A 20902-nucleotide genomic window follows, 5' to 3' on the forward strand; every position below is an offset into this window, starting at 1 on the left:
AGTCACCCATGCCCGTAACTCGCCTCACCAGATCCGCCCTCGTCGCCGCCGTGCTGGTGCTCGGAGCCGCCGGATGCGGTTCCGGGTCGGACGACAGCAGCTCGGCCGGCGCCGCCGGTTCCGCGATATCCGCGAAGCGCTGCGCCGAGAACAAGGCCGCCGGGAAGATCACGTATCTCTCCGGGTACCAGTTCCAGTCCTCCGTCTCGATCCTCGAATACGTCGCCGCCGCCAAGTTGGGCTATTTCAAGGACCTCTGCCTCACCGTCGACCTCAAGCCCGGTACCGGGGACACCGCGCAGAACACCAAGTTGCTGGCCGGCGGGCAGGCGACGGTGTCCGCGATCTCCGAGCAGGACCTGATCCAAGCACGGGCCAACGGGATCGACATCAAGGGCATCTCCTCGTACTCGAACGCCGGGCTCGACATCCTGATGACCAACAAGGACATCACCGACCTGACCCAGCTCGACGGCAAGGTCGTCGGCCACAAGGGCTACGTCCCCGCCACCGTCGAGGCGATGATGGTCAAGGCCGGGGTCAAGTGGGACTCGCTCAAGCTGGTCAAGGAGGGCTACGACCCCTCCGTACTGCCCCGCAAGCAGGGCGGTCTCGAAGCGCTCACCGGGTTCGTCTCCAACGAGCCCAACCAGCTCGAGGCGGCCGGCAAGGACGTCACCGTGTGGAAGCCGGTGGACTACGACATCCCCAGCTCGATCGGCGCCATGGCGGTGAACCCGGCGTTCGCCAAGGCGCACCCGCACGCCGTCGAGGACGTGCTGCGGGCCGCCCTGCACGCGTACGAGTACTGCTCCGGCAGCGAGGCGCACATCACCGAATGCGTCGGCTACGCGGCCAAGTTGTCAGGGCCGACCTACGACAAGAAGCTCAACGCGACCATCTGGAAGACCGAGACGCAGGTCGTGAAGGAGAACCCGTCGCCCGGACAGCCGCTGGGCGGCATCGACACCGCCAACGTCGGGAAGCTCGTCGACATGCTGCACCAGTTCAAGATCGTGCCGAGCAGTGTGACCGCCGCCAAGGCCGAGGCGTGGTTCGACACCGCGTTCGTCAAGGACATCTACAGCGGCGACAAGCTCGTCTGGCCCGCGCCGTAGCGCCTGCGCCATCACGCCGTAGCCGCAGAGCCGTGGAAAAGCCCCTGAAAGAGCCGTAGAAAGGCCCGTGACGTGCCAGCGAAAGAGTACGGAATCTTCCTTCCCATCGGGAACGGCGGCTGGATGCTGTCCACCACCGCGCCGCATCCCGAGGCGACCTACGCGTACAACAGGCGTGCCGCCCTGCACGCGGAGAGCATCGGGCTCGACTTCGTGATGTCGATGGCCAAGTGGCGTGGTTTCGGCGGGAGTACGGACCACTGGGGCCGTTCGCTGGAGTCGATGACGATGATGGCGGCGCTCGCCGAGGCGACCAGCCGGGTCAGGATCTGGGCGACCCTGCACGCCAACATCCACAATCCCGCGGTCGCGGCGAAGATGCTCACCACCCTCCAGGACATCTCCGGTGGCCGTGCGGGCATGAACATCGTCAACGGTTCGTACGCGGGTGAGTTCGAGCAATTCGGTGACTGGGACCCGGAGTTGAGCCACGAGGACCGGTACCGGATGACGGAGCTGTGGACGGAGGCGGTCACCCGGCTGTGGAGCGAGGACTCGGTCACGATGCGCACCCCGTACTTCGACCTCGTCGACTGCGAGTCACGGCCGCATCCGGCGACCCGGCCGACCCTCATCAGCGCGGGCCGGTCCGAGGACGCCCGCCGGTTCCAGGCCCGGTACGCCGACGGGGCCTTTCTCGCCGCCGACAGCCTCGACGACATGCGGTCGCTGTCCGCGGACGTCCATGCGCGGGCGAAGGCCAACGGGCGGGTGTGCAAGACGTATTCGATGCTCACCGTCGTCCAGGACGACACCGACGAGCTGGCGGTCAAGAAGGTGAGGGAGTGGGGCGTGGGCGTCGACCGCGAGGCGCTCGCCCATATGCGGCACACCTGGGGCGTACCCGAGGACCAGGCCCGCGCGTGGGCCGACGGCGCCGACGGGGAGGCGGCCTTCCAGACGCCGTACGTCGCCGGTTCGGCGCGCACGGTGACCGAGCACATCGAGTACATCGTGCGGGAGGCCGACCTCGACGGACTCATGCTGATCTTCCCGGAGTACGACGAGGACATGCTGCTGTTCGGCGAGACGGTGCTGCCCGCGCTGCGGGCCCGCGACGAGGTGGCGGCGTGATGTCAGAACTGCGGGACAGACAACTCGCCCGGCTCGCGCGGCCGGAGAGCAGGCCGGCGCTCGTCGTGGTCGACGTGCAGCGGGACTTCGCCGACCCGGACCGGCTGGGCGCATACGGCCTGACCGACGCCACGCTGGCGACGCTCGACCGGACGGTGGCCCGCATCGGCGACCTGATCGATGCCGCACGGACCGTCGACGTGCCGGTGGTGTGGGTCGAGTTGGGCAGCGACCCGGCGCGGCCGTGGCGGTCCAGCAACTGGCTGCGCGAGGGCGACTTCGACGCGCCCATGAGCCCCGACGAGCCGTGCCGCATCGGGACGCCCGGCGCCGAGTGGTATCAAATGCAGCCCATCGAGGGCGAGTTGCGGGTCGTCAAGCGCGGCTACAGCGGCTTCCTCGGCACCGATCTCGACGCACGGCTGCGCGCGGCCGGCTGCGACTGGCTCACGGTGGTGGGTCTGACGAGCGAGTGCTGTGTGTACGCGACCGCGCAGGACGCCGTCCAACTGGACTGGCCCGTCGTCGTACCGCAGGACACGACGGCCGCCTACGACCACCACGTCAACGCCGCCGCGCTGTTCCAGCTGGGACTCAACGTGGCCGTGCTCAGCGACGCCGACGAGGTCGTCGAGCTGTGGAAGAAGGCCGTGCGATGACCGGCATGCACATCGGCTACGACCTCTCCTTCACCCACACCGAGGGGGCGTGGGCCCGGCCGGGTTCCTGGGTCGGGCTGGATTTCCCCGACGTACGCATGTACATGGAGCTGGCCCGTACCGCCGAACGCGCCGGTGTCGACCTGCTGTTCTTCGGTGACGGCAGCGGCATACCCAGTACCTGGCGGGGCAGTATCGAACCGGCCGTGGAGTGGGGCATCCAGTGGCCCCGGCACGACATGGCGCCCGTCATCGCCGCGATGTCCACCGTGACCGAGCGGGTCGGCTTTGGACTGACGTATTCGTCGACGTTCATGCATCCGTTCTACGTGGCCCGGCTGTTGAACTCGCTCGACCATGTGTCGGGCGGGCGCATCGCGTTCAACGTGGTCGCCTCGACGCGGGGCGCGGACGCGGCGAACTACGGATTCGGCGAGCTGATGGACCACGACCTGCGCTACGAGCGGATGGAGGAGTTCATCGCCGTGTGCCGTGCGTTGTGGGACTCCGTGGCACCGGACGCCATCGTGCGCGACCGGGCCACGGGACGTTTCGCCGATCCCTCCAAGGTGCACCCGATCGACCACGACGGGCGCTTCTTCACCGTGCGCGGCCCGCTCGCGTCGGTGCCCAGCCCGCAGCACCATCCGCTGATCGTCCAGGCGGGCAACTCCCCGCGTGGCATTGCCGCTTCGGCCCGGTTCGCCGATCTCATCTTCGGCTTCGGGGGCAACCTCGGCTCCCAGCAGCGCCACCGCAAGCTGCTCGACGAGGCGCTGCTGGCGGAGGGACGCGACCCGGCCCGGGTGGGCATCCTGTGGGCTACCCAGGTCGTCGTGGGCCGTACCGCGGCCGAGGCGCGGGAACGCCGCGACGCGGTGCACGAGTTCTGGCACGAAGAGGCCGTCGCCACCTATCTGTCGCACAACATGGGCTACGACCTCTCGACGCTGCCGAGTTCGTTCCGACTGGCCGAGTTGCGGGACGAGTTGGTCGCGGCCAACGCGAGTCCCGCGGGTCTTTTCGGTTCACTCGTCGCGGAGTTCGGGGAGGAGCACACGATGAGCCGTGACGAGTTCTTCGCGCACGGCCGCAGTCGTGCGACGGGGCTCGATCACAGCCTGGTCGGTGACGCGGCCTCCGTCGCCGACGCGTTGGAGGAGAACTTCGCCGCGACCGGCTCGCTAGGCGGCTACATGTTCTCCTGCCCCTCGGGCATGCCCGCCGGCTTCGCGGAGGTCGGCGAGCTGCTGCTGCCCGAGCTGCGCCGACGCGGCGCGCTCGCGCCCCGCCGCCCGGGTGCCACGCTGCGCGAGAACCTGGTGAGGTGAGATGAGCGCGGGAAGCGAGCGCCGCCACTGGCTCGCCCTCACCAGCCTGTGCGCGGGGTTCTTCATGCTGCTGCTCGACAGCACCGTCACCTCGGTCGCGCTGCCCGCGCTGGTCACCGGCCTGCACACCAGCGAGACCCTCGCGCTGTGGGTCAACAGCGGCTACCTCATCGCCTACGCCGTCCCCCTGATCATCGCGGGACGGCTCGGAGACCGCTACGGCCACCGGCGCGTCCACCTGATCGGGCTCGCGACCTTCACGCTCGGGTCGCTGCTGTGCGCGCTGGCCACCACCGTCGAGGCCCTCATCGGCTGGCGTCTGGCGCAGGGCCTCGGCGCCGCCCTGATGACACCGCAGTGCCTGACCATCATCAAGGCCCTGTTCCGCCCGCCGCGGCTCGCTGTCGCGCTCGGCGTCTGGGGTGCGGCCGGCGGCGCGGCGGTGGCCGCGGGACCCCTGCTCGGCGGACTGCTCGTCGGCGTCGGCGGCTGGCCCGCGGTGTTCTGGGTCAACGTCCCGGTCGGGGTCGCCGTGATGGTCGCCGTGGCCGTACTCGTCCCCGTCCTCCCCCGTCAGCGAGCGGCCATCCCGATCTGGGCGATCTGCGCGAACGCGACCGGCCTCGGCGCCCTCGTCCTCGGCGTCCAGGGCACGGACGCAACGAGCGCCTACGTATGGGGAGTTCCTCGCTGGCTGCTCGCCGTCGCCGGGGCCCTGCTCGTCGCGGCCGTCGTCCGGTTGCAGCGGGGCCACGGGACGCGGGCGCTCGTACCGATCGACCTGCTGCACAGCCGTGGGTTCGTCACAGCCGCCTGGGGAGGCGCCGCCGCGGCGTTCTGTTCGGGCTCGGCGATGATCCCGCTGATGCTCTACCTCCAGCGGGATCGCGCTCTCACGCCCGGCGCCGCGGCGCTCACCCTCGTACCGATGGGTGTGGTGTGTGTGCTCGGGGCGCCGGTCTCGGCCCGACTCAACAACGGGGTCGGTGCGCGTGCCGTCGCCGTCGTCGGGTCGTCCGCGCTCGTGCTGTCCATCGGGGCGTCGGCGGTGCTCGTCGCGACGGATGCGCCCATCGCTGCGCTGACCGCCGTCTTCGCCGTGTACGGAGTGGCCAACTCGTTCGTCTGGTCGCCCCTGTCGATCGCGGCGGTGACCTCGGTCGCGCCGGATCTGGTCGGGGCGGCGTCGGGCACCTTCAATGCCGTGAAACAACTCGGGGCGGTGCTGGGCAGCGCGGTCTGTGCCGTGCTGCTGAGCGGATTCGGCTGTACGGCCGCCCTCGGCGGACTGGCCGCCGTCGGTCTTGTCTGTCTCCTCGCCGCCCTGCTCCTCCGAGTCGACCACCCCGGGGCGAACTCCCGCGCGGCAGCCGCCGCCGGGCCCCGGCTACCCACAGGAGTCGCCTGATGAAGGCTGTCGCCGTCGTCGGAAATCCGAAGGCCGCCTCGCGCACCCGTGATGCCGCCGAACGCCTCGCCGAGGCACTCGGGCTGGACTGTGAGGTCCTCGAGGTCGGTTCGCTCGGGGCCGGTCTGCTCGGCTGGGGCGACCCGGGCGTCGCCGCGGCCGTCGAGCGGGTGCGGGCCGCGGACGTCGTGATCGCCGCCTCGCCCACCTTCAAGGGCACCTACAGCGGACTGCTCAAGGTCTTCCTCGACCAGTTCCCCACGGCGACGGGACTCGCCGGACAGGTGGCGCTGTCCCTGATGCTCGGTGCGGGACCGGCGCACGCGCTCGCCCCCGAACTCACCCTCAAACCTGTGCTCGTCGAACTAGGCGCGATCTGTCCCGCGCAGGGCCTCTACCAGCTCGACTCCACCTATACGACGGACGACTCGCTCGCCCGCTGGCTGGAGCGGTGGGGCCGGACCGTGCTCGACATCGCGCACACGAGGGCGACCCGATGACCGCACCGGAGGGTTTCACCTCGGATCCCGACGAAGTGACCAGGGCGTTCTCCGGTTTCCCGGCCGGAGTCGCCGCCCTCGCGGCCCGCGTCCACGACGAACCGACTGTCATGATCGTCTCCTCCTTCGCCGTCGGCGTCTCGCACAGGCCGCCGATGGTCTCGTTCGCCATCCAGCACAGCTCGACGACCTGGCCGGAGCTGTCGGGCGCGGCGGCGATCGGCGTCTCCGTCCTCGGCGAGGAGCACAGCGACAAGGCCCGCCAGCTCGCCTCCCGCAGCAAGGAGGGCCGCTTCGTCGGCCTCGGCACCACGGAGGCCGCCTCCGGCGCGATCTTCCTGGAAGGCGCCCCGATCCTGCTGGAATGCGCGATCGAGCACACCTATCCGGCGGGCGATCACGACATCATCGTGCTGCGCGTCCTGGCGATGATGACCGACGACGAGCGCAATCCGGTGGTGTGGCACCGGCGCAGGCTGAAGCTCCTGGCCGGTTGAGACGGCGACCGCCCCTGGTCGGACGCAGTCCCGGGGCGCGGTCGAACTCGTCCCGGATCATGAGCCGTTCGGTGAACCGGTGGTCCCGGCTTTCCCCGTATGTCTGCGCGAGCACGTCCGGCGCAAGACAATGTCGGCTGTGCTGGCCGAAACGGACCGGCGCGGGGGTAGCGTGCCGGTGGCAGAGGAGGCGCGGGCTCACCAAGGCAGTGCGCCCGAGCGGGCGGGAAGGGGACGGGCCGGAGTGAGTGTCGACGTCTTCGATCCCCCGCGTCCCCGGCCGCAGGCCCCGAACCGCCGCGCCCCCAGGACCCCGGGGTACCGTTCGGCCTGGGCCGACACGATGAGGTGGCGCCGGTACGAGACATGTGGATCACGATCCGGATCAAGGACGTCTCGCGCCGACGGGAGATGGGCATGACGCCGTCGACCGGGCAGACTCGTCCGGCGAGGGCCGGACACAGGGTGGAGCCGCTGCGCCGCGAGTTATGTCAGCTCGGAGTCGTGGAGGACGAGGAGGGAGGGGATCGTGGCTGATACGCCTGCCGAGGTGCGCGCCGTCCACGGCACGGCACGCGGCAAGGAATCCGGGACGTACACGCCGGTTCCCGACCCGGAGCGGACCTCCGCGACGTTCTCGTCGGCTCCCGACCCGGATCCGCGTACGCCGATGGAGGCGTCCCCCGCCCGGGCGGAGTCGCTGGTCCCGGACGAGGCGGACCTGGCGCAGATCGCCCGTACCCCCGAGGGCGCGGTCGCTGATGTGCTCGCACCGCTCGCCGACGTCGACGCGTCCATGCCCGCCCTCCAGCAGCCGCTGCCCCGCCAGTCGGCCGGCGCGGGTGCCCGTCGGAGCGACGAGCGGCTGCGCTTCGTGGGCTCGGCGACCCGGCGGATCGCGCGTGGCCTGGATCTGGAGGAGATCGTCACCGGGCTGGTCCGCGCCACCGTGCCGGCCTTCTGCGACTCGGTCCTGGTGTATCTGCGCGACCCCATGCCCGTCGGTGACGAACGGCCGCCCGACAACCTGGTGCTGCGGCTGCACCGCGCCGAGAGCGCCACCCCGGAGAAGCTCCCGGCGGAGACGGTGGTGACCACGTCCGTCTCCGTGCTGACCCCCTCCACTCCCCTGCTGCGCGGAACCCACCGCGGCCCGGTCGCGCCCGGCGGACCGCTCGCCGAGGTGCTGCGCGCGGTGCGCCCGGTCTTCACCGACACGCCCGCGGCCCACGCCGCCCTGCCCGAACTCCTCGGCGACGGCGACGAGTTCCCCGTACCCGCCGGACAGCGCGCGATCCTCGCGCCGCTGCGCGGCCGACGCCGGGTGACCGGCGCCGCGCTCTTCGTCCGCGGCGCCGAGCAGCCCTCCTACGAGCACGACGACCTCCTGGTCGCCGCCCAGCTCGCCACCCACACCGCCCTCGCCATCGACAAGGCCGTGCTGTACGGCCGCGAGGCGTTCATCGCCGACGAGTTGCAGCGCACGATGCTGCCGCAGACCCTGCCGACCAGCGCCGGTGTGCGCCTCGCCTTCCGCTACCTCCCCGCGGCCGAGACGGCACGGGTCGGCGGCGACTGGTACGACGCCATCCCGCTGCCCGGCAGCCGTATCGCCCTGGTGATCGGTGACGTCATGGGGCACTCGATGACCTCGGCGGCGGTCATGGGCCAGCTGCGCACCACCGTGCAGACCCTCGCGGGACTCGACCTGCCCCCTCAGGAGATCCTGCACCACCTGAACGAACAGACCCAGCGGATGGGCACCGACCGCATGGCCACCTGCCTGTACGCGGTCTACGACCCGATCTCCCACCGCCTCACCATCGCCAACGCGGGCCATCCCCCGCCCCTGTTGCTCCACCCCGACGGCCACACCGAGGTGTTGCAGGTCCCGCCGGGCGCCCCGATCGGCGTCGGCGGAGTCGACTTCGAGACCGTGGAGCTGGAGGCGCCCGCCGGAGCGACCCTGCTCTTCTACACCGACGGTCTCGTCGAGTCCCGGCTGCGGGACGTGGTCACCGGCATCGAGCAGCTGCGGGAGAAGCTGAGCGCGGCGGCCCAGGCGACCGGCCCGGACCGTCAGCCGTCCCTCGAAGCCCTGTGCGACGAGGCACTGACCATGCCCGGCGCCGGGGACCGGGACGACGACATCGCGATGCTCGCCGCCCGCTTCGACGGCATCGCCGCGAACGACGTGGCCTACTGGCTCCTCGAGCCCGAGAACACGGCCCCCGCCCGCGCTCGCCGGCTCACCCGCCGCACGCTCGCCCGCTGGGGCATGGAGGAGCTCAGCGACTCCGTGGAGCTGCTGGTCAGCGAGGTCGTCACGAACGCCGTCCGGTACACCACCCGGCCCATCACCCTGCGGCTGCTGCGCACCGACGTGCTGCGCTGCGAGGTCGGCGACGACGTGCCGCAGCTGCCGCGGCTGCGGCAGGCCGGGAGCACCGACGAGAACGGACGCGGTCTGTATCTGGTGAACCGGCTCGCCAGGCGGTGGGGCGCGACCCGCCTGAACACAGGCAAGATCGTCTGGTTCGAGTTCCCGCGCGCCCAGACCTCGTCAGAGCCTCAGGAGGCCAGCCAGTCCCGGTAGTGGGTCGGGGCGATGCGGGCATCGCTCGGCGCGGTCAGGACGTCGCCCTTGACGGCGCCGAACATGCCGGCGGTCTCGTCGACGACGACCTTGCGCCGGTCCCCCTTGGCCGCGAGGGTGATGCGGCCCACCTCGTCGAGGGTGAAGACATCGGGACCTCCGACGTTCACGATCCCGCCCACGGGCGCGCCCGCGGCGACGTCGGCGACCGTGGCCGCGACATCGGCGGCGGCGATGGGCTGGATGGGCGTGCTGGGCAGCCGGACGGTCTCGTCGTCCGAGGTCCAGGACATGACCGCGCCCATGAACTCCATGAACTGGGTGGCGCGCACGATGGAGTACGGCACGCGGCCGGCCCTGAGCAGGTCCTCCTGGAGGACCTTCGCCCGGTAGTAGTCCAGCTCGGGCACCTCGTCGACGCCCACGATGGACAGGATCACCGCGTGTCCGACGCCCGCCTTGCGACTGGCCTCCAGCAGGTTGTCCATCGACGTCTGGAAGAACGCCGGCGAGGCCTCGTCGAACGTCGGCGAGTTCGTCAGGTTGACGACCACGTCCGCGCCGGAGAGCGCTTCGTCGAGGCCCTCGCCCGTGATGACGTCCACACCCGTCGACAGGGCGTGCGGCGTCGCCTCGTGGCCCTGCTCGTTCAGCCGGCTGACCACCTGCGAGCCGATCAGACCCGTACCACCGACAACCGCGATCTTCATGACCGCTCCCTTCTCCATACTCGGACACTTTCTATCCGGAACTATACTCGGACAATAAGTGTCCGAGTCAAGCACCTGGGTAAGGTGATCAGCGTGAAAATGTCGGGTGGGGTCGAATGGGCGCTGCACTGCTGTGTGGTGCTGACATCGGTGCGCGAGCCGGTCCCCGCCGCCCGCCTGGCCGAGTTGCACGACGTCTCCCCCACCTACCTCGCCAAGCAGCTCCAGGCCCTCTCCCGGGCGGGACTCATCCACTCGACCCAGGGCAAGTCGGGGGGCTACGCGCTCACCCGGTCCCCGGAACTGATCACCCTCCTCGACGTGGTCGACGCCGTGGACGGCCCGAGCCCCGCCTTCGTCTGCACGGAGATCCGCCAGCGCGGCCCCATGGCCACCCCGGCCGAGGCCTGTACGAAGCCCTGCCCGATCTCACGCGCCATGGCCACCGCGGAAGCCGCGCGCCGCGAGGCCCTCAGGGCGATCTCCATCGCCGACCTGGCGAACGACGTGGTGTCCGACTCCGGCGCGGGCGCCCTGAACGCCGTCGGCGCCTGGCTGCGCACGACCGGCGCCTGACGCCCTGCGGGTCAGGGGCGGCGGGCCTCGTCCTGCACCAAGCCCGCGATGTGCGCGGTGACCGTGTCGAGGATGTCGGCCCAGGCCGACTCGTCGCCGAGGACGAGGTAGTTGAGGGTCAGGCCGTCGGTCATGGCGGCCAGGTAGCGGGCCAACACGGTGACGGGTACGGCCAGTTGGACGTCCATGTCGCCGCGCAGCTGGTCGATGAGTTCGGCGTAGGCGGCGCCGTACAGCTCGTACTGTCGGCGGGCCAGATGCTCGAACCCCGGCTCGCGCAGGGCGTATTGGGTGAGTTCGTAGGTGAGCATGTGCGCGTCGGGGTGGGCGCGGACGTGGTCCCAGTACGCCTGGAAGCCGGCCCGGACGGTCTCAACCAGCGTGACTCTGGGGCGCAGTGCCTCCTTCACCACCCGCACCGAGTCGTCGGTGAGGGTGGTGATGACGGACTCGATCAGGGCCTGCTTGGAGTCGAAGCAGTAGTGGAAGACGCTCAGGGACACGCCCGCCTCGGCGGCGATGGACCGGGTCGTCGTCTTCGCGACGCCGTCCCGGGCCATCGCCCTGATCGCGGCTGCCGTCAGCTGTGTACGTCGCTCGGCCGACGGCATGCGTGCCATGTGTGTCCTCGGGTGGGGTGAGGCGGCTCAGGCGCTCTGGACGCCCACTTCGTAGAGCGAGTATCCCCAGTCGGTGCCCCGGTCCAGGCCGTGCACCCGCACATAGCGGGCCGGGGTGCCGGTGAAGCGGGCGGTGTCCAGGCCGCCGTCTCCCGAGGTGGTGGACCAGACGGTCTGCCAGCTGGTGCCGTCGCTGGAGAGCTCGACGGCGTACGACTTCCCGTACGCGCGCTCCCAGTCCAGCGTGACCCGGCCGACCAGGTGGGTGGAGCCCAGGTCGACCTGCCACCACTGGTCGTCGCTCCAGTCACTGGCCCAGCGCGAGTCGTCGTCGCCGTCGACGGCCCGGCCGGGCTGGTAGCTGGTGAAGGGGTTCGACTCGGACGAACTGGCCTTGGCGGACGCGCCCTTGGCGAGATTCACCGAGGCCTGGTGCTGTTCGGTCGCGCCCCAGGTGCCGAGGTAGGTCTCGGCGCCCCGGAACAGGTCGTTCACCACGTCCTGGCCGCCGACGAGCCGGATGTCCTCGACCCAGTCGGGGACCAGTCCGACATGGGCGGCGCCGTCGGTGTTGATGTCGAAGGTGCGGGACCCGGTGGTCTGCTTGTCGATGACGGACCCGCCGTCGACGCTCTTGAAGGGGTACGTGACCTTGTTCGTGGCGTCGGCGCCACGCGGGGCGGGGTGGTCGCCGATGCCGTTGAAGTCGGTGCCGAAGCCGTAGCCCACGTCGTACTTGTCGCGCAGCGCGTCGGTGCGCTCGGCCTCCGCGGCGAACGCCTCCGAGCCGTGCATGTACTGGGCGACGAAGCCGCCGAGCGAGTAGACGCGCTCGGTCCAGTTGAGGTCCATCCAGCTGTGGGAGGAGATGACGCCGGGGTAGGAGGCGGCCTCGAAGATGTCCAGCGCCTGGCCGACGGCCTTGACGCTCATGTGGTCGATCTCCAGCATCATCTTGCGTTTCATCATGCCGCTCACCGCGTACTCGCCGAGTTCGGTGAGCCCTCGGGTGTTGCACTGGGCGTTCTCGGCGTACGAGGGGACGGCCACGCCGGCCGGCAGGTCCTCCTCCGCCTCTGAGGCGGCGGTGCCGATGGGGTTGTCGTGCTGCGGGCCCTTGCACGTCTCGGTCTGCCAGAAGGTGCCGGTGGACAGGAACTGCCCGACGTTGATGGCCGTTCCGAGGCCGCCCTCGTCGAAGCGGACACCGCACAGCGCGTTGTCGAACTTGTGGCACAGGAACATCGAGCGCACGCCGAGCGCGTACAGCTCGTCGAGGCCCTTGTCGATGTCGGCCTTGCTGCACTGCCCGATGTCGAGGATCTGCTTGCAGCCGAACGGCTCGGAGGTCTCGACGCCCAGGATCACCGCCAACTTGCCCTGCTCGATGGCCTGTCGGGCCTGCGCGCTGTCGGTGACGATCCGGAACCAGCCCTTCCCGGTGCCGCCGTACTGCGCGTCGATGTAGGCCTGGAGCTGGTAAGTGAGCTTGGCCTGCAGCCGGATCGAGGTCATCTCGTCACAACTGCGGTCCTTGAAGGGGTAGATGGAGCAGATCATGCCGTTGGTGACGAGGTCGTTGACCAGCACCCGCTGCCCGCCGCGCCAGGCCCGCTCGACCCAGGCGTAGTAGTTCGCCTGATGGGTCATCGAGTCGTACGCCGGCCAGTCCTTGAACGTGGGCCAGCCGACCGGGTCGTGCTTGCCGTCGCCGCCGTGGGTGATGTAGTCGAAGATCGCGAGCGCGCCGTCGGGGTAGTGCTCGGGACAGTCCTTGAGCGCGTCGGCGACTCCGGCCTCGGAGAACACCTTGCCGCAGATCAGTCGCCCGCCGAAGGCCTCGTTGCCGAACAGGTGGTTGTGCGCGTCGACGAACCCCTGTACCTCGCCTGCGGAGTTGGTGCCGGTGAAGGGTTCGCCGGTGACGTTGATCTGGGCGTCCGGGGTGGGTCGCGCGGTGGGGATCCACCAGTCGCCGGCGACCGCCGAACTCGGTGTGGGGCCAAGGGCCATGGCCAGGAAGAGAAGCAGCAGCGACACCACGGTGACGTGCTTGCGTCTGCGGTACGAACGAGCGATCAGCGTCACGGCCACGTCCCTGGGTCGGCGGGATGGCGCGGTTGACCAACCCTTGAGGTTGTCATGACCTGCGCAAGATATGGCTTGAGGATCGGGGCGGGCGCTCTCCGAGTCAAGAGTCCGGGACGCTTGACCTGATAACTGTGCGGGACCTGTCCACGGACACAAGATCGCCGCCGGGTCGCTCAGTCGCCTCCACGGACGTCGAAACCCGGCGGAACGGCGTCCTCGGGCGCGGCCGATTCCACCGCCGGGCGAGGGCGGCCGGTGACCGCGCGGAACAGCGCCCGCACACCTCGGTGGACACCGAGAAGCACCAGGCCCACCAGCCCGAGGCCGAGCCAGCCGACGACCTGGGTCACGACCATCAGCACGAACATCTCGCCGGAGTTCGACATCCTCTCGCCCCCCCCGCGAAGGCGGAGTCTCCCCAGGAATTACCCCGCGGAATCGAGCAGTAGAGTGATCGTCATCGAACCTGCCCCGCCCCCCGGCGCGATGGAGCTGCCATGACGACCGATCCCCAGCCGCACCTGTCGATCGACACCAGCAAGGCGCATCCCGCCCGGGTCTACGACTGGCTGCTGGGCGGCAAGGACAACTACCCGGTGGACGAGGCCGTGGGCGAGAAGCTGCCGCCCGAGGCGAAGGACGCGGCGCGGCAGAACCGGCAGTTCATGCACCGCGCGGCGGCCTGGCTGGCCGGGCAGGGCATCGACCAGTTCCTGGACATCGGCACGGGGATCCCGACCGAGCCCAATCTCCACCAGGTCGTCCAGGAGATCGTGCCGACGGCGAAGGTCGTCTACGCCGACAACGACCCGATCGTCCTGCGGCACGCCGAGGCCCTGCTGGTCAGCCGTATCGAGGGGGCGACCGACTACATCGAGGCCGATGTGCGCCGGCCGGAGCTGATCGTCGAACACGCCCGTCACGTGCTGGACTTCGACCGCCCGATCGCCCTCTCGCTGATCGCGCTGATGCACTTCATCCCCGACGAGCAGGACGCCCACGGCCTGGTCCGCAACCTGGTCGCCACGCTGCCCGAGGGCAGCTACCTGGTGCTGTCGCACGCCGCGTCCGACCTGTATCCGGAGCTCGCCGCGCAGGTCACCGCCGAGTACGCCAAGGGCGGCATCAAGCTCGGCTTCCGCACCCAGCCCGAGGTGGAGCGCTTCTTCGACGGCCTCGACCTCGTCCCGCCGGGGCTGGTGACGGCGCCGGAGTGGGACCCGTCGGACTCGGCGGTGGAGCCGGAAGGCAGCGGGATCTACGCCGGGGTGGCGCGCGTCGTCGCCTGACGCCGGCCCGACCGACAGCGAGCACAAGGGCGCGGACAACGACCAAGAGCGAGCCGCCGGCCACCCGAACAAGCGCGAAGCGCCGGGTGACCGGCGGCTCGCTCTCGCGTGACCTGCGGTTGGACGCCGTGTTGCCGCGCCGTGAAACGGAGTTGAGAGGTCAACTCCGCTTCACCCCTTGACGCGTATGGTTCAGACCTTTAACTTCTCCTGCATGCGCATGGTTCATGAATGAACTTGTTGTTCATATACATGAAACATGGCATCGCTCGGCTCGCCTTCTTCCCCCACGTCGTCGAAAGGCACGCCCATGATCCGTTCCACAGTCCGGGCCGGGATGACTCTCTCGGCCGTCATCGGCACCCTCGTCGTCCTGAGCACCGGCAGTGCCGGCGCCGCCGACCCCACCAAGGCCCCCGGTGGCAACTTCGACCTCGGGGTATGGCAGCTCCAGGAGCCCGTCGGCTCGCCGGGCTCGCCGACCACCATCTCCTCGGCCCGGCTCCAGGGCGCGAACGGGTTCCAGGACTCGTACTTCTACACCGACACCCGTGACGGAGCGATGACCTTCTGGGCGCCCGAGAAGGGCGTCACGACCCCCAACTCCAACTACGCGCGCTCCGAGCTGCGGGAGATGAACCGCAGCGGCAGCGCCGCCAACTGGTCGCTGAGCGGAAGCCACAAGCTGAGCGCGACCCTGCGCGTGGTGTCGGTGACGTCCAACGTGTGCGTCGGCCAGATCCACCTCGGCACCGGCGGCACCTCCACCAAGCCGCTCATGGAGCTCTACTACCGCTCCAACGGCGACATCCTCATCGGCACGGAGAACTCCCCCGCCGGCGGCCAGACCCTGCACCCCATCACCAACGTCGGCATCGGCAAGACCTGGACGTACACGATCGGCGTCTCCGGCGGGAACACCATCAACCTCACGGTCAACGGTTCCACCACGCACTACTCGATCCCCTCGCCCTTCTTCCCGTACAAGCAGTACTTCAAGGCCGGCTCCTACAACCAGTCGTCCTCCGACAGCACCACCAAGGGCGCGCGCGTCGCCTTCTACGGGCTGACCGTCTCCCACAGCTGACACTTCCGGCGAAGTGTCACCAAGCGATGGCCAAGGGGTTACCGTTTACCTCAACTCGGCCTCCCGCAGCTCCAGTTGGCGTCACGTAGCGCTACGGTTCGGCCAACGGTTCCCAGGTGGGGGACCGTTGGCCGACTGCGTTGGGGGTGCGCGTGAGAGGACATGGATTAGCCCTGTCCGCGGCAGCGGTGACTCTGCTGCTGGCGGGATGCACGAACGGACAGGCCGGCAAGGACGCGACGACGAAGAGCGATCCGAGCGCGGCCGGGGGAAACAGTGCGAGCCCTTCGCCGTCGGAGACGACGGCGAACGAGCCCTACACGATCGCCGAGGCCGACGCACCGAAGACCCGCGCCGAGGCGGAGGCCTTCGTCCGTGGCGTGACCGTGCGGCCGGACTACTTCGGTTCCGGCTACCGCAAGCGTGACCCGTACGAGGCCGGCCCCTTCACCTGGGCGGTGCTGGGCGAGGACTGTCTGTGGCGGCGCGAGGCGATCCCGGACACGGTCCTCGCGAGCCTGACCCGGTCCTTCGTCCGGCCGGGCGCGGACGGCAAGGGCGCCGTGTACGTGTCCCTCACCGTGACCGTGCACACCTCCACGCTCCAGGCCCGCCGGGACATGGCGACGTCCCTGGAGGAGTCGCTGCGCTGCCCGCAGCAACGGCTGAACGCGACGGACGTGGTGCAGGACATGACCTCGCGGGGCGATCCGTACGGCGAGCAGCGGACGGGCACGTCGGACGACGACGTCACCGAGTACGGCCAGTACGTCGTGGACGGCGACCCGAAGGCGCGGCGCTTCGACTGGTACAAGCACCGGCTCGGCCCGGTGACGGTGGCCGCGACCGTGCGGCACCCCGCCGGCGCGACGGAGACGGAACAGACGACGGTGACCCAGGCGGCGCTGGGGGGCGTCGACTTCGTGACGGCCGACGTGGACCGGATCGGCAAGAACGAGGACGGGGCCGACGCCGGCGCGTCCGCCGAGGCGAAGGGATCGGGCGATGAGTGAGCCGCTGCGTCCGTCCGACCCGTCCGCGGTCGGGGGTTTCCGACTGCTGCGCCGGCTGGGTGCCGGCGGTATGGGGGTGGTCTATCTGGGCCGCTCCGAGGCGGGGGCGCTGGCCGCCGTGAAGGTGATCCGGGCGGAGAGCGCGGCCGACGACGGCTTCCGCGCCCGGTTCGCCCGGGAGGCGGACCTCGCGGGCCGGGTCGACAGCCCGTGGGTGGTTCCGGTGCTCGGCGCGGACGCCACCGCGCACGATCCGTGGCTGGCGACCGGTTTCGTCGCCGGGCCCTCGCTCGCGGAGGCGGTCGGCGAACACGGTCCGCTGCCCGAATCCGCCGTACGCGTGCTGGGCTCGCTCGTCGGCGAGGCGCTGGCCGCCGTGCACTCGGCGGGACTTGTGCACCGTGACGTCAAACCGGGCAACGTCCTGCTGGCCGTGAACGGCCCGCGCCTGATCGACTTCGGCATCGCCCGGGCCACCGACGACACCGCCCTGACCGCCTCGGGCCTGGTGGTCGGCACCCCGGGCTTCCTCGCCCCCGAACAGGCGCGCGGCGAGGACGCCTCACCCGCGAGCGACGTCTTCGCGCTGGGCTGCGTACTGGCCTACGCCACCACCGGGCGCCCCCCGTTCGGCACGGCCACTCCGGACGCGCTGCTGTACCGCACCGTCCACGACGAGCCCGATCTCGACGGCGTGACCGGCGAGTTGCGGGAGACACTGGACGCCTGCCTGGCCAAGGAGCCCGAACTCCGGCCGAGCCCAGAGGAGTTGCGGGCGCGGCTCGCCTCGGACGTCCCCGAGTCGCCCTCCGCCTGGCTGCCCGACCCGGTCGCCCGCACCGTCGCGGCCCGCTCGGCGGAGAGCCTCGCCCTGCCGGACATCGAGCCCACGGTGGTGGACGACCCCGAACCGGCCCAGCCACCGCACACATCCCGTCGGCGCCTGCTGGTGGTCGGGGGCGCGCTGCTGCTGGCGGGCGGCGGCACCGGGGCCGCGGTGTGGGCGTCGGGCAGCGACGACAACAAGAAGGACAAGGCGGCCGGCCGGCCCTCGTACGTGCTCGGAGTCCAGGTCAGCCGCACCGCTGACAGGGCCGCCGTGAGCCGGGCCTGCGAGCGGGCCGCGCGGCTCGCCGTCGCCGAGCACAACGCCACCGCCGGCCGCGCCTTCGACCTGCGCGTGCGGGTGCTCGACGACCGCGGGGACCTCGACAAGGCCACCGATGTCGCCCACGAATTCGCCGCGGACAAGGACGTGGTGGCGGTGCTGGGACCGGTCACCGAGCTGACGATGCGCTCCGCCTCGCGCGTCTACGCAGCGGCGAAGCTGACCAACGTCTCCAGCGCGACCGGGCAGAACGACTTCTACGTCTGGTCCCCCACCGTCTCCTTCCAGACCGCCGCGGGCGAACAGGCCGAAGGCACCGGGATCGCGCTGCAGGCGCTTCTCTCCGGCAAGAGCGGCCGCCAGCTCGGCGTCGTCGTCGACCGGTCCGGCGGGTCCGTCATGCACGACCAGGGCAGCGTCCTGGCAGTCCAGTGGCGAGGCCCCCTCAAGGGCGACGTGGTGCCGCGGATCGTCGCCGAGGACTCCAACGACGCGCCGGGCGCCGTGAGTTACGTCCTCTCGCAGGACGTCGACGACTTCGCGTACTTCGGACCGCTGGACGCGACGGTCCGTGCGGCACGGCAGGTGGCCGCGACCGGCTTCACGGGTGCGCGGTGGATGTCGCATCTCCTGTACGGGAGCGACTTCCCGAAGCTGGCGGGCGCGGCGGGCGAGGGCTGGTACCTCGTGTCGTCCGTCGTCGACCCCACGGCGCTCAGGACCAAGGAGGCCGAACGCTTCACCGCCGCCTGGCGCAAGCGGTTCGGCGACGCACCGGATCCGTACGGTACGGAGGCCTACGACAGCGTCCGCATGGTGGTGCGGGAGTTCACCCGTACCGTGCCCTCAGGAGGCGGACGCCCGGACCGGCTCGCCCTCGCCAAGCGGCTGCGCAAGGTCACCTACCAAGGCATTTCGCACACGTACAGATTCAACACCTACAACCAGTACGACACCACCTACCCGAGGATGGGTACGGAGATCTACGTCCACCAGGTTCACGACGGGCGCTTCCAGCAGGTGGGCACGGCCGTTCCGAAGCAGGAGTAGGAGTCGTGGAGCGCCTCCTACCCGCCGACCCGTCGTCCGTCGGTGGGCACCGGCTCGTGGGGCGGCTCGGGGCCGGCGGCATGGGCGTGGTCTATCTGGCGCGCTCGCCGCACGGTGCCTGGGTCGCGCTGAAGGTGATCCGCGAGGAGTACGCCGAGGACGCCGGCTTCCTGGCGCGGTTCCGCCGTGAGACGGAACTGGCGTCCCGCCTGTCGAGCCGGTGGACGGTGCCCGTCCTCACGGCCGACGCGGACGCCCGCTCACCGTGGTTCGCCACCGCCTACGTGCCGGGCCTGCCGCTCTCCGACGCGCTCGCGCTGCGCGGGCCCTGGCCGGCGGCCCAGGTCCGCACGCTCGGCGCCGCACTCGCCGCGGCGCTGGACGACGTGCACCGGGCCGGGCTCGTCCATCGTGACGTGAAGCCGGCGAACGTCCTGCTCGCCGCGGACGGGCCCCGCCTGATCGACTTCGGGATCGCCCGTGCCGTGGGGGCGACGGCCCTCACCACGGACGGCTCGGTCATCGGCTCCCCCGGCTATCTCTCCCCCGAACAGGCACGTGGTACGGCGGTCGGGGCGCCGAGCGACGTCTTCTCCCTGGGCTGCGTGCTGGCCCGCACCGCCACCGGGCGGCCCCCGTTCGGCACCGGGGTCGCCGCGGCCGTGCTGTACCGGACCGTGAACGAGGAACCGGACCTGACCGGACTCCCCCACGAACTCGACGCGACCCTGCGCGCCTGCCTCGCGAAGGAACCGTCCGAGCGCCCCACCGTGCCCCAACTAAGGGCGGTCTACGGTGAGTTCAGCACGCACTCATGGCTGCCGGCCGGGCTGCCCGCAGTGGTCGCGGACCGCGCCGCGACCGTCCTCGACCTGCCGGTGCCCGAACCCACCGCCCTGTCCTTCGCCGATTCCGCCCCCACGGCCGTCCCCTCACCGTCCCGCCGAAGGCTGCTCGTCGCGTCGGCCGCCCTGGGCGTCAGCGCGGTGGGCGGCGGCACGGCGTGGTGGCGCTGGGGGCGGTCCGGTACGCCGACGGGCGCCGGGAAGCCCACCCTGCCGCGCCGCGTGATCGGCCTGTTGGGCGACCTGTCGAGTGCCGAGGGCCGGGCTCAGCAGCGCGGGGCGCAGCTCGCGATCGCCCAGCACAACGCGCGCACCGACCGGGCCTTCGACCTGGCGCTGCGGTCCGTCGACGACGGCGGCACGGCGGCCGGTTCCGCCGCCGGCGCGGTCCGGTTCGTCGCCGACACCGACGTGTACGCCGTGATCGCCGCGGGCGACAGCGCGGCCGTGCCCGCTGCCGTACCGGTGTGCACCGAGGCCGGGTTGTGCCTGCTGGTGACCCGCGCCGACGCCGACGTCCTCACCGCCAACACGACCAGCACACTCGTCCTGCGCTCCACCCGCACCGTCGGTCCGGGCTCCGTGGTGCGCTATCTCAACCGGGTCGTCAAGCCCACCCGCAGCGTCGTCGTCCACGACCTGACCGACGACGAGGAGACCCTCCCCACCGTCCGCGTGGTCACCGTGTACGGCAAACTCGACGGCAGGGTCGACCAGTTGGACGTGGCGGCCGACGGCGACTTCACCGCCGCCGCCCAGGACGTCGCATCCGGCTCGTACGACGCCATGATCTTCGCCGGTGCCACCCCGGCCCGCGCCGCCGCCTGCGCCCAAGCGCTGAACGCCGCGGGTTACCGAGGCGTCCGGGGCGCCGACGAGCACATCGTCTCAACGCCCTTCCTCAAGGCGGGCGTTGGCTGGTGGATCAGCACGGGCTACTGCGACGCGGCGGCGAATCCCCGCACCCGGTCCTTCGCCGCCGCCTACCGGGCCCGCTACCGCACCGCACCACCGCCCTGGGCCGCCGAGGCGTACGACGCCGTCCGCTACACCGCCCAGGGACTCGCGACCCAGGGAGGCACGGGTCGCGAGTCACTGCGCGCTCAACTCCTGCGCAAGCCCTGGCAGGGCATCACGCGCCTGTTCGCGTACGACAGCCAGTCCCAGTTCCTGAAGACCGACAAGGACGGCGGCCTGTTCCTGTACCAAGTCACGGACGGCAGACTGCGGTTCGCCTCCCGCCACGACGACATCCGCAAGGGCGTGTGAG

At 70.7% G+C, this 20902-nt stretch carries 18 protein-coding genes; 14 read left to right on the forward strand and 4 right to left on the reverse strand.

All coding sequences use genetic code 11. The features are described from left to right. Nucleotides 1-8 precede the first annotated feature (8 nt). From ACIP6U_RS11440 to ACIP6U_RS11475, 8 genes are all read left to right on the forward strand, one after another. The gene (locus ACIP6U_RS11440; protein ID WP_401715173.1) at nt 9-1118 is read left to right on the forward strand and encodes an ABC transporter substrate-binding protein; all 1110 of its coding nucleotides are present in this window, start codon (nt 9-11) and stop codon (nt 1116-1118) included. A gap of 72 nt (nt 1119-1190) precedes the next feature. Beyond that, nucleotides 1191-2252, forward strand: a complete 1062-nt coding sequence (locus ACIP6U_RS11445; protein WP_401715175.1) for an LLM class flavin-dependent oxidoreductase — start codon at nt 1191-1193, stop codon at nt 2250-2252. Continuing rightward, nucleotides 2252-2911 (forward strand): cysteine hydrolase family protein, encoded by a 660-nt coding sequence (locus ACIP6U_RS11450; RefSeq protein ID WP_401715177.1) that lies wholly within the window; start codon nt 2252-2254, stop codon nt 2909-2911. Before ACIP6U_RS11445 ends, ACIP6U_RS11450 begins: the two co-directional genes overlap by 1 nt. Beyond that, the gene (locus ACIP6U_RS11455) at nt 2908-4242 is read left to right on the forward strand and encodes an NtaA/DmoA family FMN-dependent monooxygenase (protein WP_401715179.1); all 1335 of its coding nucleotides are present in this window, start codon (nt 2908-2910) and stop codon (nt 4240-4242) included. Before ACIP6U_RS11450 ends, ACIP6U_RS11455 begins: the two co-directional genes overlap by 4 nt. A gap of 1 nt (nt 4243) precedes the next feature. Beyond that, on the forward strand, nt 4244-5650 hold the full coding sequence (locus ACIP6U_RS11460; RefSeq protein ID WP_401715181.1) for an MFS transporter: 1407 nt from the start codon (nt 4244-4246) through the stop codon (nt 5648-5650). Next, nucleotides 5650-6150: an NAD(P)H-dependent oxidoreductase gene (locus ACIP6U_RS11465; RefSeq protein ID WP_401715183.1), complete on the forward strand. Its 501-nt coding sequence runs from the start codon at nt 5650-5652 to the stop codon at nt 6148-6150. Before ACIP6U_RS11460 ends, ACIP6U_RS11465 begins: the two co-directional genes overlap by 1 nt. Then, nucleotides 6147-6647: a flavin reductase family protein gene (locus ACIP6U_RS11470; RefSeq protein ID WP_401715184.1), complete on the forward strand. Its 501-nt coding sequence runs from the start codon at nt 6147-6149 to the stop codon at nt 6645-6647. The genes ACIP6U_RS11465 and ACIP6U_RS11470 overlap by 4 nt, the downstream gene beginning before the upstream one ends. Nucleotides 6648-7176: 529 nt before the next feature. Then, complete coding sequence (locus ACIP6U_RS11475; RefSeq protein ID WP_401715186.1) at nt 7177-9243, forward strand: SpoIIE family protein phosphatase; 2067 nt, start codon at nt 7177-7179, stop codon at nt 9241-9243. Here the strand turns inward: ACIP6U_RS11475 and ACIP6U_RS11480 are convergent. Further along, nucleotides 9219-9953 (reverse strand): SDR family oxidoreductase, encoded by a 735-nt coding sequence (locus ACIP6U_RS11480; protein ID WP_401715188.1) that lies wholly within the window; start codon nt 9951-9953, stop codon nt 9219-9221. The genes ACIP6U_RS11475 and ACIP6U_RS11480 overlap by 25 nt on opposite strands. Nucleotides 9954-10052: 99 nt before the next feature. Between ACIP6U_RS11480 and ACIP6U_RS11485 the strand changes: the two genes are divergently transcribed. Beyond that, a complete protein-coding gene (locus ACIP6U_RS11485) occupies nt 10053-10529 on the forward strand; it encodes an RrF2 family transcriptional regulator (protein ID WP_401715557.1) in 477 nt (158 codons plus the stop codon). An 11-nt stretch (nt 10530-10540) separates the two neighbouring features. On the opposite strand, the gene ACIP6U_RS11490 is transcribed toward ACIP6U_RS11485, so the two are convergent. The 3 genes from ACIP6U_RS11490 to ACIP6U_RS11500 all read right to left on the reverse strand — a co-directional run bounded on the left by ACIP6U_RS11490 (nt 10541) and on the right by ACIP6U_RS11500 (nt 13626). After that, nucleotides 10541-11149 (reverse strand): TetR/AcrR family transcriptional regulator, encoded by a 609-nt coding sequence (locus ACIP6U_RS11490; RefSeq protein WP_401715190.1) that lies wholly within the window; start codon nt 11147-11149, stop codon nt 10541-10543. A 27-nt stretch (nt 11150-11176) separates the two neighbouring features. Then, the gene (locus tag ACIP6U_RS11495; RefSeq protein WP_401715558.1) at nt 11177-13162 is read right to left on the reverse strand and encodes a discoidin domain-containing protein; all 1986 of its coding nucleotides are present in this window, start codon (nt 13160-13162) and stop codon (nt 11177-11179) included. A 251-nt stretch (nt 13163-13413) separates the two neighbouring features. Continuing rightward, nucleotides 13414-13626, reverse strand: coding sequence for a hypothetical protein (locus tag ACIP6U_RS11500; protein ID WP_401715192.1), 213 nt, complete (start codon nt 13624-13626; stop codon nt 13414-13416). Between the two features lie 111 nt (nt 13627-13737). Here ACIP6U_RS11500 and ACIP6U_RS11505 point away from each other — a divergent pair, with 111 nt between their 5' ends. The 5 genes from ACIP6U_RS11505 to ACIP6U_RS11525 all read left to right on the forward strand — a co-directional run bounded on the left by ACIP6U_RS11505 (nt 13738) and on the right by ACIP6U_RS11525 (nt 20901). Further along, nucleotides 13738-14529 carry an SAM-dependent methyltransferase gene (locus tag ACIP6U_RS11505; protein ID WP_401715194.1) on the forward strand — a complete coding sequence of 264 codons (792 nt, stop codon included), beginning with the start codon at nt 13738-13740 and terminating at the stop codon, nt 14527-14529. A 310-nt stretch (nt 14530-14839) separates the two neighbouring features. Continuing rightward, nucleotides 14840-15616, forward strand: coding sequence for a polysaccharide lyase family 7 protein (locus tag ACIP6U_RS11510; protein ID WP_401715196.1), 777 nt, complete (start codon nt 14840-14842; stop codon nt 15614-15616). Between the two features lie 188 nt (nt 15617-15804). Further along, the gene (locus ACIP6U_RS11515) at nt 15805-16629 is read left to right on the forward strand and encodes a hypothetical protein (RefSeq protein ID WP_401715198.1); all 825 of its coding nucleotides are present in this window, start codon (nt 15805-15807) and stop codon (nt 16627-16629) included. Further along, nucleotides 16622-18787: a bifunctional serine/threonine-protein kinase/ABC transporter substrate-binding protein gene (locus tag ACIP6U_RS11520; protein ID WP_401715200.1), complete on the forward strand. Its 2166-nt coding sequence runs from the start codon at nt 16622-16624 to the stop codon at nt 18785-18787. The genes ACIP6U_RS11515 and ACIP6U_RS11520 overlap by 8 nt, the downstream gene beginning before the upstream one ends. Nucleotides 18788-18792: 5 nt before the next feature. Further along, on the forward strand, nt 18793-20901 hold the full coding sequence (locus ACIP6U_RS11525) for a bifunctional serine/threonine-protein kinase/ABC transporter substrate-binding protein (RefSeq protein ID WP_401715202.1): 2109 nt from the start codon (nt 18793-18795) through the stop codon (nt 20899-20901). Nucleotide 20902 lies beyond the last annotated feature (1 nt).

Origin of the sequence: Streptomyces sp. NPDC088794 (assembly GCF_044750545.1) — a bacterium.
In the GTDB taxonomy this organism is placed as follows: Bacteria; Actinomycetota; Actinomycetes; order Streptomycetales; family Streptomycetaceae; genus Streptomyces.

Coding starts and splice junctions, on each gene's coding strand:
- ACIP6U_RS11440 (WP_401715173.1), top strand. CDS start 9: ATGCCCGTAACTCGCCTCACCAGATCCGCCCTCGTCGCCGCCGTGCTG.
- ACIP6U_RS11450 (WP_401715177.1), top strand. CDS start 2,252: ATGTCAGAACTGCGGGACAGACAACTCGCCCGGCTCGCGCGGCCGGAG.
- ACIP6U_RS11455 (WP_401715179.1), top strand. CDS start 2,908: ATGACCGGCATGCACATCGGCTACGACCTCTCCTTCACCCACACCGAG.
- ACIP6U_RS11460 (WP_401715181.1), top strand. CDS start 4,244: ATGAGCGCGGGAAGCGAGCGCCGCCACTGGCTCGCCCTCACCAGCCTG.
- ACIP6U_RS11465 (WP_401715183.1), top strand. CDS start 5,650: ATGAAGGCTGTCGCCGTCGTCGGAAATCCGAAGGCCGCCTCGCGCACC.
- ACIP6U_RS11470 (WP_401715184.1), top strand. CDS start 6,147: ATGACCGCACCGGAGGGTTTCACCTCGGATCCCGACGAAGTGACCAGG.
- ACIP6U_RS11480 (WP_401715188.1), bottom strand. CDS start 9,953: ATGAAGATCGCGGTTGTCGGTGGTACGGGTCTGATCGGCTCGCAGGTG.
- ACIP6U_RS11485 (WP_401715557.1), top strand. CDS start 10,053: ATGTCGGGTGGGGTCGAATGGGCGCTGCACTGCTGTGTGGTGCTGACA.
- ACIP6U_RS11490 (WP_401715190.1), bottom strand. CDS start 11,149: ATGGCACGCATGCCGTCGGCCGAGCGACGTACACAGCTGACGGCAGCC.
- ACIP6U_RS11495 (WP_401715558.1), bottom strand. CDS start 13,162: ATGGCCCTTGGCCCCACACCGAGTTCGGCGGTCGCCGGCGACTGGTGG.
- ACIP6U_RS11500 (WP_401715192.1), bottom strand. CDS start 13,626: ATGTCGAACTCCGGCGAGATGTTCGTGCTGATGGTCGTGACCCAGGTC.
- ACIP6U_RS11505 (WP_401715194.1), top strand. CDS start 13,738: ATGACGACCGATCCCCAGCCGCACCTGTCGATCGACACCAGCAAGGCG.
- ACIP6U_RS11510 (WP_401715196.1), top strand. CDS start 14,840: ATGATCCGTTCCACAGTCCGGGCCGGGATGACTCTCTCGGCCGTCATC.
- ACIP6U_RS11520 (WP_401715200.1), top strand. CDS start 16,622: ATGAGTGAGCCGCTGCGTCCGTCCGACCCGTCCGCGGTCGGGGGTTTC.